Genomic DNA, 16,765 nt, shown 5'->3' on the forward strand with positions numbered 1-16,765 from the left:
GGGCCGGAATAATCAGCATGAACGGAGGCAGAAAACATAAATATGGACAAGCAGCAATTTCAGCAGGACCTGATCGGCTGGTTTCGGAAAGAACAGCGTGATTTGCCTTGGCGCCGCACAGCCGACCCTTATCAAATCTGGATTTCCGAGGTCATGTTGCAGCAGACGAGAGTCGATACGGTTATCCCTTATTATAAACGCTTTGTCGAGAAATTTCCCACTGTCGAATCTTTGGCGCAAGCAGAAGAAGAAAGTTTATTGAAGCTTTGGGAAGGCCTCGGCTATTATTCTCGTGCCCGTAATCTGCAGGCCGGTGTGCGCGAAGTCGCCGAACAGTACGGGGGCATCGTGCCAACGACGCGCAAGGAGATTTCCGCGTTGAAAGGCGTCGGGCCTTATACGGCTGGCGCTGTATTGAGCATTGCCTATGGCGTGCCGGAACATGCCGTCGATGGCAACGTCATGCGCGTACTCAGCCGTATTCTCTTGATCGAGGAAGACATCGCCAAGCCGAAGACGCGCAAAGTGTTTGAACAGGCGGTGACGGAATTGATCAGCCATGAAGACCCTTCTTCATTCAATCAAGGATTGATGGAACTCGGCGCGCTCATCTGCACGCCGACATCACCGAAATGCTTGCTATGCCCGGTGCGCGACCATTGTGAAGCATTCCATGCCGGCAGGGAAACGGAACTGCCGGTTAAAACGAAAGCGAAGAAAAATCGTAATGCTGATTTCGCCATGATGGCGATTCGGAGCGGCGATAAACTGTTGATGGAACAGCGCCCGGCTAAAGGCCTGCTTGCGGGCATGTGGCAATATCCGATGCTCGAGCTTACTGCAGCGCTCGAAGCGAATGAAGTCGGTGAATTATATGCGGAGACATTGGATGGCGCACTTTTTGATGTCGAAAAAATTACCGCTTTCAAACATGTCTTTTCTCATTTAACATGGAATGTGGATGGCTATTTGGCCAGGGCGGAAGAATTCACGCCGCCCGAAAACATGAAATGGGTGACACCGGAACAATTGGAGAATTTGCCGATTGCCGGGCCGGGACAAAAAATGAAGACTGCTTTAGAGCAAAGAGGAGATGTAGCGACATGACAGAACAAAAAGTGGCGTTAGTGACAGGAAGCAGCCGTGGGCTAGGCAAAGCGATGGCGATTGCCTTAGCAGAAGAAGGCTATGACATCGTCGTCAACTATGCGCGCAGCAAATCAGCCGCACTCGATACGGTGAAGGAAGTCGAAGCGAGAGGAAGAAAAGCCTTGCTCGTGCGCGCCAATGTCGGCGACGTCGACAAACTGCGCGCCATGTTCGAAACGATTAAGGAAGAGTTCGGCCGCTTGGATGTGTTCGTGTCAAACGCGGCATCCGGCGTCTTGCGCCCCGTCATGGAACTGGAAGAATCCCATTGGGACTGGACGATGAACATCAACGCCAAGGCGATGCTGTTCGGTGCACAAGAAGCGGCGAAGCTGATGGACAAAGGCGGCAAGATCATCGGCATCAGCTCACTCGGCTCGATCCGCTATTTGGAAAACTACACGACGATCGGCGTATCGAAAGCAGCCGTCGAATCGATCACCCGTTATTTGGCGGTGGAACTCGCACCGAAAAATATCGCGGTCAATACCGTCTCCGGCGGCGCGCTTGATACGGAAGCGTTGAAGCATTTCCCGAACCGCGAGGAATTGCTAGGCGATGCGCGCGACAACACGCCAGCAGGGCGCATGGTCGAAATCGATGACATGGTCAAAACGGCGATGTTCCTTATCTCCGACCATGCCGATATGATCCGCGGACAGACGATCATCGTCGACGGAGGTCGGTCTATCGTCATGTGATTCTCGCAACTTTCGGCTTATTGCTGTATGTTTTCAGAATTGATTGATATAATGAACGGGAGATAACATATAGTGATAGTTAGACGAAAAGGTGGGATGGTGCATGGCGGTTCCTGCGGAGGGTGAAACAATCCAGATCCACAGTTACAAGCACAACGGACGCATCCACCGTGTCTGGCAGGAAACAACTGTACTGAAAGGGACGAACAATATTGTGATCGGCGCGAACGAACGCACGCTGGTGAGGGAATCGGACGGCAGGACATGGTTGACGCGAGAGCCGTCGATCTGTTATTTCCATGCCGAACATTGGTTCAACATCATCTGCATGCTGCGTGACGACGGCGTCTATTATTATTGCAATATCAGCTCCCCGTTCGTCTACAATAATGGATCGTTGAAATACATCGATTATGACTTGGATGTAAAAGTGTTTCCGGATATGTCTTACACGCTGTTGGATGAAGACGAATACGAAGACCATAAGCGGCAAATGGGCTACCCAGAAGTCATCGATCAAATACTCTACCGAAATGTGGACAAGCTGATCAGCTGGATCAAGCAAAGAAGAGGCCCTTTTGCCCAGGACTTTATCGAAGTATGGACGAGCCGGTATGAATTTCATAAGCATAACCGGATTCATGATTAACATGGAAAACCTGTTGCCTGCCAACAGGTTTTTCATTTTGAACAGAATGGAGTGAACAGTTTGAGCAGTATGAAACGATATATGAAATTCGTCAAGCCGTATTATTGGCAAATTGCCTTGACGATTTTCATCGGGATCTTCAAGTTTGCGATTCCCTTATTTATCCCGCTTCTCATCAAGATTGTCATTGACGATATTATCGGGGCAGAGGCTTTGTCAGATGCAGAAAAGCTCAGCCAGCTTTACCTATGGCTCGGGGGCACGGCGATCGTGTTCTTCCTGCTGCGCCCGCCGATCGAATATTTCCGGCAGTATTATGCACAGTATGTCAGCAATAAAATTCTCTATGACATCCGCGGGTATCTATACAGCCACCTGCAGCGGCTGAGCTTGCGCTATTATGCAAATACGCGGGCGGGTGAAATCATTTCACGGGTCATCAATGATGTCGAGCAAACGAAAAACTTCGTCATGATCGGCTTGATGAATGTCTGGCTCGATGTCGCGACCATTCTCATTGCCATCATCATCATGCTCACCATGGACGTCTCCTTGACGATTGTTGCGCTGTTGGCATTTCCGTTTTATGCATTCAGCGTCAAATATTTCTTCGGACGCTTGCGTGACTTGACGCGCGAACGCTCCCAAGCGCTTGCCAATGTCCAAAGTTATTTGCACGAACGTGTGCAGGGCATGAGCATCATCAAAAGCTTTGCACTCGAGAAGCATGAAGAAAAGATCTTCAACAACACGAACGATCAATTCCTGGAAAAAGCGATCGACCATACGAAATGGAATGCCAAAGCATTCGCGGTCGTCAACACCATTACCGACGTGGCACCTTTATTGGTCATCGGCTATGCGGGCTACCAAGTCATTCAAGGGAATTTGACGCTCGGGACGATGGTCGCGTTTATCGCTTACATCGAACGCTTGTATAACCCGCTGCGCCGTCTCGTCAACTCGTCGACGACACTTGTGCAATCACTTGCTTCGATGGACCGCGTCTTCGAAATGGTCGATGAGGAATACGACGTGACGGATAAAAGAGACGCACGGGAACTGGGGCGAGTCGACGGCAAGCTTGAATTCCATAATGTTGCGTTCCATTACAACGATGGGGGCAGCGAAGTACTGTCGAACCTTAACTTCACGGTCAATCCAGGAGAGACAGTCGCATTTGTCGGCATGAGCGGCGGCGGAAAATCGACGATCGTTTCGCTCATCCCAAGGTTCTATGATGTCACGGAAGGCTCGATCCGCATGGATGGCCATGATTTGAAAGACGTGACAATTCATTCCTTGCGCGACCAGATCGGCCTCGTCCTGCAGGATTCGATCCTGTTCAGTGAATCAGTCAAAGAAAATATCCTGATGGGAAAACCCGATGCTACCGACGAGGAAGTCATCGCGGCAGCAAAAGCGGCGAATGCCCATGATTTCATCAGCAACTTGCCGGAAGGCTACGACACTAAAGTCGGCGAGCGCGGCGTCAAGTTATCCGGCGGCCAGAAGCAGCGCATCGCCATTTCCCGCGTCTTCCTGAAAGACCCGGCGATTCTCATCTTGGACGAAGCGACATCCGCACTCGATCTTGAAAGCGAAGCGCTCATCCAAGATTCCCTGGAGCGCCTTGCGTACGACCGCACGACATTGATGGTCGCACACCGCTTGTCGACCATCACCCACGCCGACCAAATACTGGTCATCGACAACGGCCAACTGGCTGAACAAGGCACACATGATGAGCTCTTGCAAAAACGCGGCGTCTATTACAAACTATTCCAAGTGCAGAACATAGGTTAACTATTTCAAGCTCCCCAATTTTTGGGGAGCTTTTTTAATAGGAAGGAAGGCTTTCGCCAATCTCCCGAAAACTATTGCATTACTACTAATATTACGTATAATGGAAACACAGAGAATGTTCTGAATAATTTAAAATGAAGAAGGAGGATCTCTATGGACGAACGAAAAACCATCTTGGATGTGAAAGGGCTGCGCACTTCCTTTTTCACTGATGATGGAGAAGTACCGGCAGTGGACAACGTAGATTTCCATATCCGCCAAGGGGAAGTGCTCGGCATTGTAGGGGAATCCGGCTGCGGAAAAAGTGTCACCTCATTGTCCATAATGGGGCTGGTGCCAAGTCCTCCGGGGAAAATAGTGAGCGGGGAAATTTTATTCCAAGATAAGGATTTGACAAAACTATCCGATAAAGAAATGCGCCAGATTCGCGGCGATGATATTGCAATGATTTTCCAGGAGCCGATGACTTCGCTGAACCCGTTGTTTACCATCGGCAACCAATTGCGCGAAGCATTGAAAATCCATAAAAAGGATTGGTCGAAAAGCCAAATCCAGGAACGCGCTGTCGAGATGATGAAATTGGTCGGCCTGCCACGTGCAGAAGCTTTGCTTAACGAATATCCGCACCAATTGTCGGGAGGCATGCGCCAGCGCGTGATGATCGCGATGGCTTTGCTGTGCGACCCGAAAGTGCTGATTGCCGACGAACCGACCACTGCACTCGATGTGACGATACAAGCGCAGATCCTTAAGTTGATCAAAAATTTAAACGAACGGCTCGATACAGCCGTCTTGCTGATCACCCATGACCTTGGTGTCGTCGCAGAAACATGCGAACGCGTCGTCGTCATGTACGCGGGGAAAGTAGTCGAAGAAGGGCCAGTACATACCATTTTCAATGATCCGCAGCATCCCTATACACGAGGCCTATTGGAAAGCGTTCCCGATATGCGTTTCAAGAAAGAACGCCTATATTCCATTCCTGGGAACGTGCCAAAACCCGGATCGATCAAAGTAGGCTGCAAATACGCAGCGCGCTGTGAATTCGCCTTCGATCGCTGCCATGTGGAAGACCCGGCATTATACCAGACGGCAGAAGACCACAAGACGCGCTGTTTCCTATTTGATCCAAAGGAGGCCAAGTCGCATGACAGAACCATTGTTGAAAGTTGAAGGCCTGAAGAAATATTTCCCGATAACAGGCGGGGTTCTTGGCCGCGTAAAAGGGCAGGTTAAAGCAGTTGATGACATTTCCTTCTATGTAAATGAAGGGGAAACACTTGGCATCGTCGGTGAATCTGGCTGCGGCAAGTCGACGACCGGGCGTATGCTGATGCGCTTGCTCGATCCGACAGAAGGCAAAGTGACATTTGACGGGCAAGAATTGACCAGTTTGTCAGCGTCCGATATGCGCAAAGCAAGACGCGATATCCAAATGGTGTTTCAGGATCCATACGCGTCCCTCAATCCGCGCCACAGCATCGAAAAAATCCTGATGGAGCCCTTGAACGTACACAATATCGGTGAACCGAAAGAGCGCAAGCAGAAAGTGCATGAGTTTCTTGAAATCGTCGGGCTCAGCAGCTATCACGCCAAGCGTTATCCGCACCAATTCAGCGGCGGACAACGCCAGCGAATCGGCATTGCGCGCGCGCTCATGACCAATCCGAAACTGATCATCGCCGATGAGCCGGTTTCGGCACTTGATGTGTCGATTCAAGCGCAAGTGCTCAATTTGATGCAGGATTTGCAGCGCGACTTGAAATTGACGTACATATTCATCGCCCATGATCTCGGGGTCGTACGCCATATTAGCGACCGTGTGGGTGTTATGTATTTGGGCAATATGGCGGAGCTTGCGGATACAGAAAGCCTGTATGAAAAGCCGCTTCATCCCTACACACAAGCGCTGCTATCTGCCGTGCCTGTGCCGGACCCTGATTTTGTCCGCGAAGAAGTAGTGATCAAAGGGGATGTGCCGAGTCCGGCCAATCCGCCATCAGGCTGCCGCTTCCATACACGCTGCCCATTCAAGATGGATATCTGCTCGCAGGAAATTCCGCGTTTCGCGGAAGTTGAACCAGGTCATTCTGTGGCTTGCCACCTTTATGAGGAAAGCAGGCCGCAATGATAATAAAAAAACAAAACGGAGGGGTTATTTTGGGGAAAAAGAAAATTGTATCAATCGCTTTCCTGATGCTGCTTTTGCTGTCGACAGCGCTTTACGGCTGTTCAGGCGGTGATTCGGAATCAGGCGGAGAAGGCGGAGATTCAGAATCAGGCGGCGAGAAAGTCCTGATCTTCGGACGCGGCGGCGACTCGGTTTCACTGGATCCGATCACGGTCACAGATGGAGAGTCTTTCAAAGTTACGAAAAACATCTTCGATACATTGATCAATTTCGGCGAGCAGGACACTGAAATTGAAGCAGGGCTTGCCAGCGATTGGGAAGCGGCGGAAGATGGTTTGACTTACACGCTCCAGTTGCAAGAAGGCGTCACGTTCCATGATGGAACGGATTTCAACGCTGAAGCAGTTGTCGCGAACTTTGAACGCTGGGCTGCTGGGGATGCAGACCAATTCCCGTACTATAAATCAATGTTTGGCGGATTTGGCGATGAAGAAGAACACGTCATCGAATCGGTCGAAGCGACTGGCGATTACGAAGTCGTGATTAAATTGAAGCGCCCACAAGCACCATTCCTCAAAAACTTGGCGATGAGCCCATTCGGCATCGCATCACCGACCGCATTTGAAGAAGCTGGCGAATCATTCGGCGATCAACCTGTCGGCACTGGCCCATTCAAATTCGTTGAATGGCAGCGCAACGACACGGTAACAATCGAGAAATTCGATGATTACTGGGTAGATGGAGAACCGAAACTCGACCAAGTCGTGTTCCGTGCAATTCCAGATAACTCAGCACGTTTGAATGCATTATTGTCTGGCGAAATCGATTTGGCTGACGGCATTACCCCATCAGATTCAGAAACGATCGAAAATGATGAAAACCTTCAATTGTTCGAACGTCCGTCGATGAACGTCGGATACCTTGGATTGACGACTACTCGTGAACCATTCGACGATCCGAAAGTGCGCCAGGCGATGAACCATGCGATTGACCGCCAGGCAATTGTCGATTCATTCTTCGAAGGCCGTGCAGAAGTCGCGAAAAACCCGATGCCTCCGGTAATCAGCGGTTATAACGACAGCATTGAAGGCTATGAGTACGATCCTGAGAAAGCGAAAGAACTTCTAGCTGAAGCAGGACTCGAAGATGGCTTCACAATGGAACTATGGGCAATGCCGGTTCCACGTCCGTATATGCCGGATGGCCAAAAAGTAGCGGAAGCGATCCAAAGTGATTTGTCGGAAGTCGGCATTACAGCTGAAATCGTTTCCTACGAATGGGCAACATATCTTGAAAAAGCGGCAGCGGGAGAAGCAGATGCATTCCTTCTCGGCTGGACAGGCGATAACGGCGATGCCGATAACTTCTTGTATGTATTGCTTGACCAAGACAACATCGGTTCAAACAACTACACATACTACGAAAACCAAGAACTTCACGATATCTTGATTGAAGCTCAAACAGAAGTTGATGAAGAGGCCCGCAACGAACTCTATATGCAGGCTCAGGAAATCATCCACGAAGACGCGCCATGGGTACCGCTTGCGCACTCTACACCGCTTCTTGCAGGCGGGACGAACGTAATCGACTTTAAAGCGCATCCAACTGGCTCTGACAAATTGTCTTCAGTAGATTTGGAGTAGGCGTTTCTTTGGGGGAGAGGTCATACTGATTTCTCCCCCTTTTCAATACATAATGCAATTGAGATGGAGAGGTGAAGAAGATGCTTCACTATATCGGGCAGCGGCTTTTGCAATTGATTCCTGTATTACTCGGAATGACATTTATTGTCTTCATGATCATCCGGGCGATTCCAGGCGATCCTGCACAAGTCATCCTTGGGCAACAAGCATCCGAAGAAGCAATTAAAGCATTACGGACCAGTCTGGGGCTTGACAATCCCTGGTACATCCAATATTTCGATTACTTAAAAGGCCTGGTCACAGGCGACATGGGGGATTCGCTGCGTACCCGTTCACCTGTTTCGGAAGAAATTTGGCCATATCTAGCAGCGACATTTGAATTATCTTTGTTCGCGATCATCATTGCCGTGGTCATCGGCATTAATGCAGGCATCATCTCTGCATGGTTCCAGAACTCGTGGTTCGATTACACAGCGATGGTGCTAGCCTTGATCGGTGTTTCCATGCCGATTTTCTGGCTCGGCCTCATGAACCAATGGATTTTCTCGATTGAACTCGGCATATTGCCGACGACTGGCCGTGAAAACGTCCGGGATCCAATCAATAACATCACCAATTTTTATGTGTTGGACACCATCATTCAAGGTGATTTCAATCAATTGGCGACCGTATTGAAGCATTTGGTGCTTCCGGGAACTGCGCTGGCCACTATTCCGATGGCAATTATTGCCCGTATGACGCGCTCATCAATGCTTGAAGTCATGCGTTCGGATTATGTGCGGACAGCACGTGCCAAAGGCGTCAAGATGTTCTGGGTCGTCTACAAGCACGCATTGAAAAATGCGATCATTCCAGTTCTTACAATCATTGGCTTACAGATGGGCTTATTGCTCGGCGGCGCCATTTTGACAGAAACCATTTTCGGATGGCCAGGCATCGGGCGCTATATTTATGAAGCGATCGGTTTCCGCGATTATCCGGTTATCCAATCCGGCATTCTCGTCGTCGCATTTATATTCGTCATGATCAACCTCTTCGTCGACTTGCTTTACGGCTTGGTCGATCCGAGGATCAAATATGATTAGGAAGGGGGAGGAGCACATTGGCTGAAACAGCAGCAGCAGACAAGCAGGAAATGCAAAAAGTCGCCGGTCCTTGGAAAGAGGCATGGCGCGGATTCCGCAAAAGTAAAGTCGCGGTCGTCGGTATGGGCATCGTCATTTTCTTCATTCTTTTGGCGATTTTCGGTCCGTTATTTACACCGCAAGGCATCAATGAACAAAATCTTTCCCAGCGGCTTCTGCCTCCTTCCGGTGATCATTGGATGGGTACAGACGATTTCGGCCGCGATATCTTGTCGCGTGTCGTATACGGAGCGCGCATCTCGCTATGGGTTGGATTCCTGGCGGTTATCGGATCGGTAGTTGTCGGCAGTATTCTCGGTATTTTGGCCGGCTATTATGGACGCTGGGTTGATACCATCATTTCCCGGCTATTCGATATCATGTTGGCATTCCCGAGTATCCTTCTTGCGATTGCAGTGGTATCGGTTCTTGGGCCGTCCCTACGCAATGCATTGATTGCGATTGCCATTATCAACGTTCCGAACTTCGGGCGCTTGATCCGGTCGAAGGTATTGAGCATCAAGGAAGACGAATACATCATGTCGGCAAAAGCGATCGGCATGAAAGATAACCGCATATTGGTTTCGCATATTTTGCCGAACTCCATGGCGCCGGTTATCGTCCAAGGCACGCTCGCGATTGCGACAGCGATCATTGAAGCGGCGGCACTCGGCTTTCTCGGGCTCGGGGCGCAAGCGCCTTCCCCGGAATGGGGCAAGATGCTGGCCGATTCCCGCTCGTACTTGACCAATGCCCCGTGGACGATGATTTTCCCGGGTGTGGCGATTATGTTGACCGTACTTGGCTTTAATTTAATGGGAGACGGGTTGCGCGACGCACTCGACCCACGAATGAAATCATAAGAAAAACGCCCGGAAATTTTCCGGGCGTTTTTTATATGGCGTTTTCGATGTCGCTGTCGACTTCTTCGCTATGGTAATTATGGTATGCGATGATCAGCAAGTCCAGATGCTCCAAATGCTCTTCGTAGTCAAGCAGGGCAGAGAGGACGTGCATCAAATGGTAAACCGAAAATTCGTCTTCTTCGACTTCAGTCGATAAATTGATTTCCTTGACGAAAATCGACATGACTTCATTGCGTTTCAACACCGCGTCCGGCCCTGAACTTTCGCTATGTTCCGGACGGATTTTCCCGATGTATTTCATATAAAGCTGTTCGTGATAGCTCGCCAAGCTCTCGAGCCGCTCCTGCACCATCATGTGGAATTGTTCGGGCAAATCCCGCAGTTCATTATCATAACGGTTCAGGCGCCGCAGAACTTCCAGGCTTTTTTTCGATGTGGCAATCATCTGCCTGTAGAGTACCAGCTTGCGGGCTTTTGTATATTGCTGCTTTTTCGTATAACTGCGTTCTTCTTTATAAAATGAATACCATTGGTCCACTTTCACCAGTTTCTCGGTCAATTTGTCGATGTCTTCTTTTACCGAGGAATGATCGGAAGCATGGCGGATCGAAATCCGGATCCACCGTATGACATCTTCGCTGACGGAATGGATTGACTGGAACAAGCGCGTTTCGTATTTTGGCGGCAAAAAGATCATATTGACGATAAAAGCCGATAAAATCCCCAATAATACTGTCAGGAATCGCAAAGAGGCGAAGACCAGAAAGTCATCCGATTGCGAGTCCATAATGATGATCAAAGTCACCAGTGTCAAGGGCACTGTGTTTTCGAGCTTTAGTTTCAGCATTATGATGATCGCTAAAATAGCGGCGACACCGATCGTTAAATAGTTCGGTCCGAGCGTCAACACGAAGATAACGGCAATCGAGGCGCCAATTAAGTTCCCGTAAACTTGGTCGAGTAACGTCAGGTATGACCGGTAAATGGAAGGCTGTATGGCGAAAATCGCCGCTACCCCTGCAAATACTGGCGTCGGAAGTTCAAGAAGCGTCGCCAGAAACAAGGCAAGTGATATAGCGATACCGGTTTTGAATATGCGCGCACCGAGTTTCATCGGCAAACACCCCCTTCAGAAAGGAATCCGTTTTTACAATTGGGCAAATGCATGCTCTACCGCCCGGATCGACGTATCGATATCTTCCTCTGTATGTTCAGTGGTCAAAAACCAGGCTTCGTATTTGGAAGGCGCCAAATTGATGCCCTGTTCAAGCATCAGTTTAAAGAAACGCCCGAACATTTCGCCATCCGTGGCTTCCGCTTGTTCGTAATTTTTCACTTTTTGATCGGTGAAATAAATCGTCAGGGCACCTTTTAAACGATTGATCGTAATCGTGACGCCGTATTTGTCAGCAGCAGTCAAAATTCCTGATTCAAGACGTTCCCCAAGTTGGTCCATGCGTTCGTAAACACCTTTTTCTTGCAACACTTCAAGACAGGCGATGCCTGCTTGGATCGAAGCCGGATTGCCGGCCATCGTCCCTGCCTGATAAGCGGGTCCAAGCGGGGCGACCGTTTCCATGATTTCACGCTTCCCGCCGTATGCACCGATCGGCAAACCGCCGCCGATGATTTTTCCGAGCGCCGTCAAGTCCGGCTCAAGGCCGAGCAAATTCTGCGCACCGCCGTAATGGAAGCGGAAAGCCGTAATGACTTCATCATAGACAATCAATGCACCTTTCTCTTTCGCCAGTGCGTGGACTTCTTCAAGAAACCCTTCTTCCGGTTCGACAATGCCGAAGTTGCCGACAATCGGCTCGACGAGTATGCAAGCAATTTCATTACCCCAACGGTCAATCGCTTCTTTGAATGCCTCTGGATCGTTAAAGGGAATCGTGATCACTTCTTCAGCTATCGATTTCGGGACGCCTGCCGAATCAGGTGTGCCGAGTGTAGCAGGTCCGGAACCGGCAGCAACAAGCACTAAGTCGGAATGGCCGTGATAGCATCCGGCGAATTTCATGATTTTGGTCCGTCCCGTATATGCACGTGCCACGCGGATAGTCGTCATGACAGCTTCCGTCCCGCTATTGACAAAACGCACTTTATCCATCGCAGGCATCGCTTGTTTCAGCATTTTGGCGAATGTCACTTCGTGCTTTGTCGGGGTGCCGAATAACACGCCGGTTTCAGCAGCATTGGCAATGGCTTTTGCGATATGCGGGTGGCCATGGCCTGTGATAATCGGGCCGTAAGCCGCTAAATAATCGATGTATTTATTTCCATCTACATCATAAAAATGGGCGCCTTTTCCATAATCCATCGCGATAGGAGAGCCGCCTCCTACAGCTTTATAAGAGCGGGAAGGACTATTAACCCCGCCGACAATATGTTCTAACGCTTCTTGGTGCAATTGTTCGGAAATCGAGTGATCCATAAAATGCCTCCTAAAATAATCTATTCCTTATTGTAGACAATATCAGCTGCAAACGCCAAAGAAATTGAAAGTAATGAAACCGTCCGGTACGATAGAAGAAAGAAAAGGAGTGATGGGTTTGGCTACATTAGAAGGATTGGCAGCACCTGACTTCACATTGCAAAATGAACAGGGCGAAACAATTTCCCTATCGGATTACGCAGGAAAAAAATACGTCGTACTCTATTTTTATCCGAAAGATATGACACCGGGTTGTACGACCCAAGCATGCGATTTCCGCGATGCCGAAAAAGATTTTTCGGAGCTTAACGCAGAGATTTTGGGCGTCAGTGCAGATTCCAAAGAACGCCATCAAAAATTCATCGACAAGCACGGTTTGCCGTTTTCGCTTCTCGTTGACGAGGATCACCAAGTGTCTGAAGCTTATGGGGTTTGGAAGCTCAAGAAAATGTACGGTAAAGAATTCTGGGGCATCGAGCGCTCGACATTCTTGATCGACCCGACAGGTACCGTCATCAAGGAATGGCGCAAAGTGAAAGTGAAAGAACATATCGAAGAAGTGTTGGAAACTGTAAAAGCAATCAGCGGTGACTAAGAGAGGAAGAATCTGATGGACGTCCTATTTACATTTTTGCCAAGAGAAAACCAGCAGGAACGGCTTCAAGCCGAATTCCCTGAAGTGAATTTCCGCTTCTTGTATAAGAACAAGACATTTTTGCCGACAGCCGATATTGTTGTCACTTACGGAGAAGATTTAACGGTGGAAGATATCGAAAGTGCCGAAAACTTGAAATGGATCATGGTAGCAAGCGCAGGAATTGAAAAAATGCCCCACGCGGCCATAGCAAAAAAAGGGATCATCGTTTCGAACGTCAAAGGAATCCATAAAACCCCGATGGCGGAATCCGCATTGGCCCATTTGCTGTCGCTCAAACGCTCCTTGCCATTCATTTATGAGAACCAGCGCAACAGGGAATGGAACCGGAAAACCAAATCATCCGAACTTGCAGGTTCTACAGCCGTCCTGTTCGGTCCTGGGGCGATCGGTTCGGAAATCGGCCGCTTGCTTCAAGCATTCGGAGTTAAAACGATCGGCTGCAACCGTTCGGGAAATGATGCTGAATATATGGATGAAATGGTTTCTATTGAAAATGTATCAGCCGTTCTTCCAAATGCTGACATTGTTCTGTCCGTATTGCCGAGCACGAAGGAAACTTATCATCTATTGAAGAAAGAGCATTTCCAGGCGATGAAAGAGGATGCGATTTTCATGAATTTAGGCCGCGGTGATCTGGTGGAAGACCAAGTGATGCTTGAAGCGCTGGAAAACGGCGAAATTGGTTATGCCGTATTGGATGTTTTCGAAGAAGAGCCGCTGCCGGCAGACCACCCGTATTGGAAGATGGACAATGTCATCATTTCCCCGCATGTTTCGAGCCATTCCGGAAAATACGTCGAGCGCGCATTGGATGTTTTCATTCCGAATTTACATGCTTGGATCAAAGGCGATAAATCACCATCAAATCCAGTGGATATGAAAAGGGGTTATTGAAGATGAAAATCTATACGAAAACAGGAGACAAAGGAACGACTTCACTTGTATACGGCAGCCGCGTCAAAAAGAACGACCCGCTCGTCGAAGCCTATGGAACGTGTGATGAAGCCAATACGATGATCGGTCTCGGTGTAGGGCATTTGAATGGAGAATTTTTCGAGCAAAAAGAAGCTCTTTGTGAAATCTTCCATCAGATCCAAACAATTCTCTTCCACGTTGGAGCGGAATTAGCGACCCCGGCAGGAAAAGAAGTGAAATGGAAACTTGAGGAGGAACATATCACTCGACTGGAAACATGGATCGATGAATATGACGCAGAACTCCAACCACTTAGTAACTTCATCTTGCCAGGCGGCCATCCCGCAGGAGCGGCATTTCATGTAGCCCGGACGATCGTGCGCCGCGCCGAGCGCAATGTTATTGCAATAGGGGAAGGCGTTTCGCCTAACGTCCTGGCATATTTGAACAGGCTTTCCGATTTTCTCTTTGTCGCAGCACGATTCGTCAACCAGCAACTAGGTTCTAAAGAAAAAGGGCTTCACGCAGAGTAAGCAGAAACTTCAAGCAGCTGGGTTCTATACCTAGCTGCTTTTTTAATTCGAAAATTAGCTGGTGGAATAAACAGAAAATTAGCGTCCTATAGCGATTTCTTGACACGCAAAGGTTTTTTTAGGTACACTAATTATAACGATTATAATGTAAGAATATATACGAAGTGAGGTGCCCAGCGATGTCTGAAGCCCAATTGAAAGACGCACTCGATACGTTGAAGTCTACAGGTGTCAGAATTACACCACAGCGTCATGCGATTTTGGAGTTTATGATCCATTCTACATCGCATCCGACAGCAGATGATATTTATCGCGCGCTTGAAAAGGCCTTTCCCAATATGAGTGTAGCCACCGTTTATAATAATTTGCGTGTTTTTAAAAAAGCAGGGCTGGTAAAAGAATTAACCTACGGGGATTCTTCAAGCCGCTTTGATTTTGTCACACACGACCATTATCATATGATTTGTAACGAGTGTGGGAAGATTGTCGATTTCCATTATCCAGGATTGGACGAAGTGGAACATTTGGCGTCCCATGTAACAGGCTTCCAGGTGGATTACCACCGTTTGGAAATCTACGGGACATGCCGCGATTGTTATAGCGAGTCAGCTAAAGCCCAATAAAAAGAATGCCCGCCGATTTGGCGGGCATTCTTTTTTATAATTGCGGCTTTTTCTTATTATATTCTTCGTTGAATTCTTTACCTTCAAGAGAAGGGTCCATCGTCAACGGTTCATTGCAATGCATACAGATATCAACACGTCCGAGCATTTTTGTATGGCGCTCGCAATTCGGGCACTGTACAGGGACGGTTTTCATCGACAGTAGGCCGATCCAAGCATAGACACCCGTGCTTCCGATGATGGCGACAACACCGAGCAGCATAAAGATGACCATTACAATCGGTTGGTTACGGAAATAGATACCGACATACATAATCACGATGCCGATGAAAATCAATGCCAAAGCGAAGGTCCGGATGCGGTTGATTTTGTTTTTATAAGATTTCATGAGCGGTTCCTCCTTGCGTCCATCATACTATATCATAAACGTCCACAAAAAGGGTTAAGCTAATTCCGTTAAAGGAATATGAGTGAAATATGTCGAAATAAAGAAAAACGCCTTAGAATATTTGCATGCCTAGAGCATACAGGGCATCATAAAACATACAAAGATAGACTGCAGGGAGTGACGACGGATGGAACAAATATTGAGACCGCTATACCAAGAACGCGCGAGCCAGGAAACAACGCTCGGTGTCATCCTAATAGAAAAGAGAGAAGACATCAGCCCGATTACAGATACATTCGATTCAATCCTTCTGATCATTACAAAAGAAAATGAGACACCGGTTTTCACAAAACATTATACGTACATGGATAAAAAAGCAGCTATGCATATCATAACAGAAAAGCAATTACACAAATGGCTTCTATTGGGAACAAACCGCAAAATTGTCGACTGGCTCTTTAACGGCCGTGTCATATATGATCGCAATGAATTTATGGAAAAGCTCAAAATAGAATTGAAAGAGTATCCCTTCTACGGCAGAAAAATCAAAATGGGGCTGGAGTTTGCTAAACTGATTCGCCGGTACCTAGAAGGTAAAATGTTCTTCGAAGAAAAAAATTATTTAGATGCGTATCATCACATGGTAGAGTCACTCCATCATTTGGCTCGATTATCCGTTCTTGAGAATGGGCTGCCGCCTGAAGTGACGGTGTGGTCACAAGTGAAGAAGATGGAACCGGCAATCTATAAATTATACGAAGAACTCATCTCAAGCGATGAACCGATTGACAAGCGCTTGGAGCTTTTATTCTTAGCCAGCGAATTCTTCATCCATTCTCGCACACAAGACGGATCACAACATATTCGTGAAGTAATGGAGAAGCAAAGCAGCTGGACGATTCAGGAATTGCACGAACAGGAAGAATTGAAAAATTATTCTTCCAACCTTGAAGTGCTAATTGAGTTTTTAATCGAAAAAGATTTAGTTGCAATTAACGGCGTAAAGACAAAAAGCGAAGGTATCTTCCATCGTTATTATTCAAACAAGCGCTAAATAATTTTACAGGAAGAAAGCTGACAGGGAAGTCACCCCGTCAGCTTTCTTCATTATAGCAAGTTAAAGAATAGCAAAATACTGCACAAGA

17 protein-coding genes are annotated in these 16,765 nt (G+C 48.1%); 14 read left to right on the top strand and 3 right to left on the bottom strand.

All coding sequences use genetic code 11. The features are described 5' to 3' along the window. The first annotated feature begins 42 nt into the window (after window positions 1-42). The 9 genes from mutY (at window position 43) to nikC (ending at window position 10,066) form a co-directional block, all read left to right on the top strand. Complete coding sequence (gene mutY, locus M1Q06_RS05190; RefSeq protein ID WP_434402082.1) at window positions 43-1,107, top strand: A/G-specific adenine glycosylase; 1,065 nt, start codon at window positions 43-45, stop codon at window positions 1,105-1,107. Further along, window positions 1,104-1,850 carry an enoyl-[acyl-carrier-protein] reductase FabL gene (gene fabL / locus M1Q06_RS05195; protein ID WP_434402084.1) on the top strand — a complete coding sequence of 249 codons (747 nt, stop codon included), beginning with the start codon at window positions 1,104-1,106 and terminating at the stop codon, window positions 1,848-1,850. Before mutY ends, fabL begins: the two co-directional genes overlap by 4 nt. Before the next feature lie 103 nt (window positions 1,851-1,953). Then, complete coding sequence (ntdP, locus tag M1Q06_RS05200) at window positions 1,954-2,499, top strand: nucleoside tri-diphosphate phosphatase (protein WP_068489119.1); 546 nt, start codon at window positions 1,954-1,956, stop codon at window positions 2,497-2,499. Window positions 2,500-2,559: 60 nt separating this feature from the next. Further along, a complete protein-coding gene (locus tag M1Q06_RS05205; protein WP_434402086.1) occupies window positions 2,560-4,305 on the top strand; it encodes an ABC transporter ATP-binding protein in 1,746 nt (581 codons plus the stop codon). Between the two features lie 153 nt (window positions 4,306-4,458). Beyond that, window positions 4,459-5,478, top strand: a complete 1,020-nt coding sequence (locus M1Q06_RS05210; protein WP_434402088.1) for an ABC transporter ATP-binding protein — start codon at window positions 4,459-4,461, stop codon at window positions 5,476-5,478. Continuing rightward, window positions 5,453-6,436, top strand: a complete 984-nt coding sequence (locus tag M1Q06_RS05215; RefSeq protein ID WP_434402090.1) for an ABC transporter ATP-binding protein — start codon at window positions 5,453-5,455, stop codon at window positions 6,434-6,436. The genes M1Q06_RS05210 and M1Q06_RS05215 overlap by 26 nt, the downstream gene beginning before the upstream one ends. Window positions 6,437-6,465: 29 nt before the next feature. Next, the gene (locus tag M1Q06_RS05220; RefSeq protein ID WP_434402092.1) at window positions 6,466-8,079 is read left to right on the top strand and encodes an ABC transporter substrate-binding protein; all 1,614 of its coding nucleotides are present in this window, start codon (window positions 6,466-6,468) and stop codon (window positions 8,077-8,079) included. 80 nt (window positions 8,080-8,159) lie between these two features. Beyond that, a complete protein-coding gene (locus tag M1Q06_RS05225) occupies window positions 8,160-9,164 on the top strand; it encodes an ABC transporter permease (RefSeq protein WP_058381342.1) in 1,005 nt (334 codons plus the stop codon). Window positions 9,165-9,214: 50 nt separating this feature from the next. Then, a complete protein-coding gene (gene nikC / locus M1Q06_RS05230) occupies window positions 9,215-10,066 on the top strand; it encodes a nickel transporter permease (RefSeq protein ID WP_174520013.1) in 852 nt (283 codons plus the stop codon). 31 nt (window positions 10,067-10,097) lie between these two features. On the opposite strand, the gene M1Q06_RS05235 is transcribed toward nikC, so the two are convergent. Continuing rightward, window positions 10,098-11,183: an FUSC family protein gene (locus M1Q06_RS05235; RefSeq protein WP_434402095.1), complete on the bottom strand. Its 1,086-nt coding sequence runs from the start codon at window positions 11,181-11,183 to the stop codon at window positions 10,098-10,100. A 33-nt stretch (window positions 11,184-11,216) separates the two neighbouring features. Beyond that, window positions 11,217-12,503, bottom strand: a complete 1,287-nt coding sequence (locus tag M1Q06_RS05240; protein ID WP_434402097.1) for a glutamate-1-semialdehyde 2,1-aminomutase — start codon at window positions 12,501-12,503, stop codon at window positions 11,217-11,219. Between the two features lie 118 nt (window positions 12,504-12,621). Here M1Q06_RS05240 and bcp point away from each other — a divergent pair, with 118 nt between their 5' ends. The 4 genes from bcp to perR all read left to right on the top strand — a co-directional run bounded on the left by bcp (window position 12,622) and on the right by perR (window position 15,232). Continuing rightward, complete coding sequence (gene bcp / locus M1Q06_RS05245) at window positions 12,622-13,098, top strand: thioredoxin-dependent thiol peroxidase (protein ID WP_121301206.1); 477 nt, start codon at window positions 12,622-12,624, stop codon at window positions 13,096-13,098. A gap of 15 nt (window positions 13,099-13,113) precedes the next feature. Further along, window positions 13,114-14,055, top strand: a complete 942-nt coding sequence (locus M1Q06_RS05250) for a D-2-hydroxyacid dehydrogenase (RefSeq protein WP_434402099.1) — start codon at window positions 13,114-13,116, stop codon at window positions 14,053-14,055. 2 nt (window positions 14,056-14,057) lie between these two features. Then, window positions 14,058-14,609, top strand: a complete 552-nt coding sequence (locus M1Q06_RS05255; RefSeq protein ID WP_058381336.1) for a cob(I)yrinic acid a,c-diamide adenosyltransferase — start codon at window positions 14,058-14,060, stop codon at window positions 14,607-14,609. 179 nt (window positions 14,610-14,788) lie between these two features. Continuing rightward, window positions 14,789-15,232, top strand: coding sequence for a peroxide-responsive transcriptional repressor PerR (gene perR / locus M1Q06_RS05260; RefSeq protein ID WP_058381335.1), 444 nt, complete (start codon window positions 14,789-14,791; stop codon window positions 15,230-15,232). A 34-nt stretch (window positions 15,233-15,266) separates the two neighbouring features. Here the strand turns inward: perR and M1Q06_RS05265 are convergent, their stop codons facing one another. Next, entirely contained in the window at window positions 15,267-15,620 is a 354-nt protein-coding gene (locus M1Q06_RS05265; protein ID WP_058381334.1) for a YgzB family protein, read from the bottom strand. A 187-nt stretch (window positions 15,621-15,807) separates the two neighbouring features. Here M1Q06_RS05265 and M1Q06_RS05270 point away from each other — a divergent pair, with 187 nt between their 5' ends. After that, window positions 15,808-16,674 carry a nucleotidyltransferase-like protein gene (locus tag M1Q06_RS05270; RefSeq protein ID WP_434402102.1) on the top strand — a complete coding sequence of 289 codons (867 nt, stop codon included), beginning with the start codon at window positions 15,808-15,810 and terminating at the stop codon, window positions 16,672-16,674. Window positions 16,675-16,765: the final 91 nt, after the last annotated feature.

Origin of the sequence: Planococcus sp. 11815, from assembly GCF_051096385.1 — a bacterium.
Classification (GTDB): Bacteria; Bacillota; Bacilli; order Bacillales_A; family Planococcaceae; genus Planococcus; species Planococcus citreus.

Coding starts and splice junctions, on each gene's coding strand:
- nikC (WP_174520013.1), top strand. CDS start 9,215: ATGCAAAAAGTCGCCGGTCCTTGGAAAGAGGCATGGCGCGGATTCCGC.
- M1Q06_RS05265 (WP_058381334.1), bottom strand. CDS start 15,620: ATGAAATCTTATAAAAACAAAATCAACCGCATCCGGACCTTCGCTTTG.
- M1Q06_RS05250 (WP_434402099.1), top strand. CDS start 13,114: ATGGACGTCCTATTTACATTTTTGCCAAGAGAAAACCAGCAGGAACGG.
- mutY (WP_434402082.1), top strand. CDS start 43: ATGGACAAGCAGCAATTTCAGCAGGACCTGATCGGCTGGTTTCGGAAA.
- perR (WP_058381335.1), top strand. CDS start 14,789: ATGTCTGAAGCCCAATTGAAAGACGCACTCGATACGTTGAAGTCTACA.
- M1Q06_RS05225 (WP_058381342.1), top strand. CDS start 8,160: ATGCTTCACTATATCGGGCAGCGGCTTTTGCAATTGATTCCTGTATTA.
- M1Q06_RS05210 (WP_434402088.1), top strand. CDS start 4,459: ATGGACGAACGAAAAACCATCTTGGATGTGAAAGGGCTGCGCACTTCC.
- ntdP (WP_068489119.1), top strand. CDS start 1,954: ATGGCGGTTCCTGCGGAGGGTGAAACAATCCAGATCCACAGTTACAAG.
- M1Q06_RS05270 (WP_434402102.1), top strand. CDS start 15,808: ATGGAACAAATATTGAGACCGCTATACCAAGAACGCGCGAGCCAGGAA.
- M1Q06_RS05240 (WP_434402097.1), bottom strand. CDS start 12,503: ATGGATCACTCGATTTCCGAACAATTGCACCAAGAAGCGTTAGAACAT.
- M1Q06_RS05235 (WP_434402095.1), bottom strand. CDS start 11,183: ATGAAACTCGGTGCGCGCATATTCAAAACCGGTATCGCTATATCACTT.
- M1Q06_RS05255 (WP_058381336.1), top strand. CDS start 14,058: ATGAAAATCTATACGAAAACAGGAGACAAAGGAACGACTTCACTTGTA.
- M1Q06_RS05215 (WP_434402090.1), top strand. CDS start 5,453: ATGACAGAACCATTGTTGAAAGTTGAAGGCCTGAAGAAATATTTCCCG.
- fabL (WP_434402084.1), top strand. CDS start 1,104: ATGACAGAACAAAAAGTGGCGTTAGTGACAGGAAGCAGCCGTGGGCTA.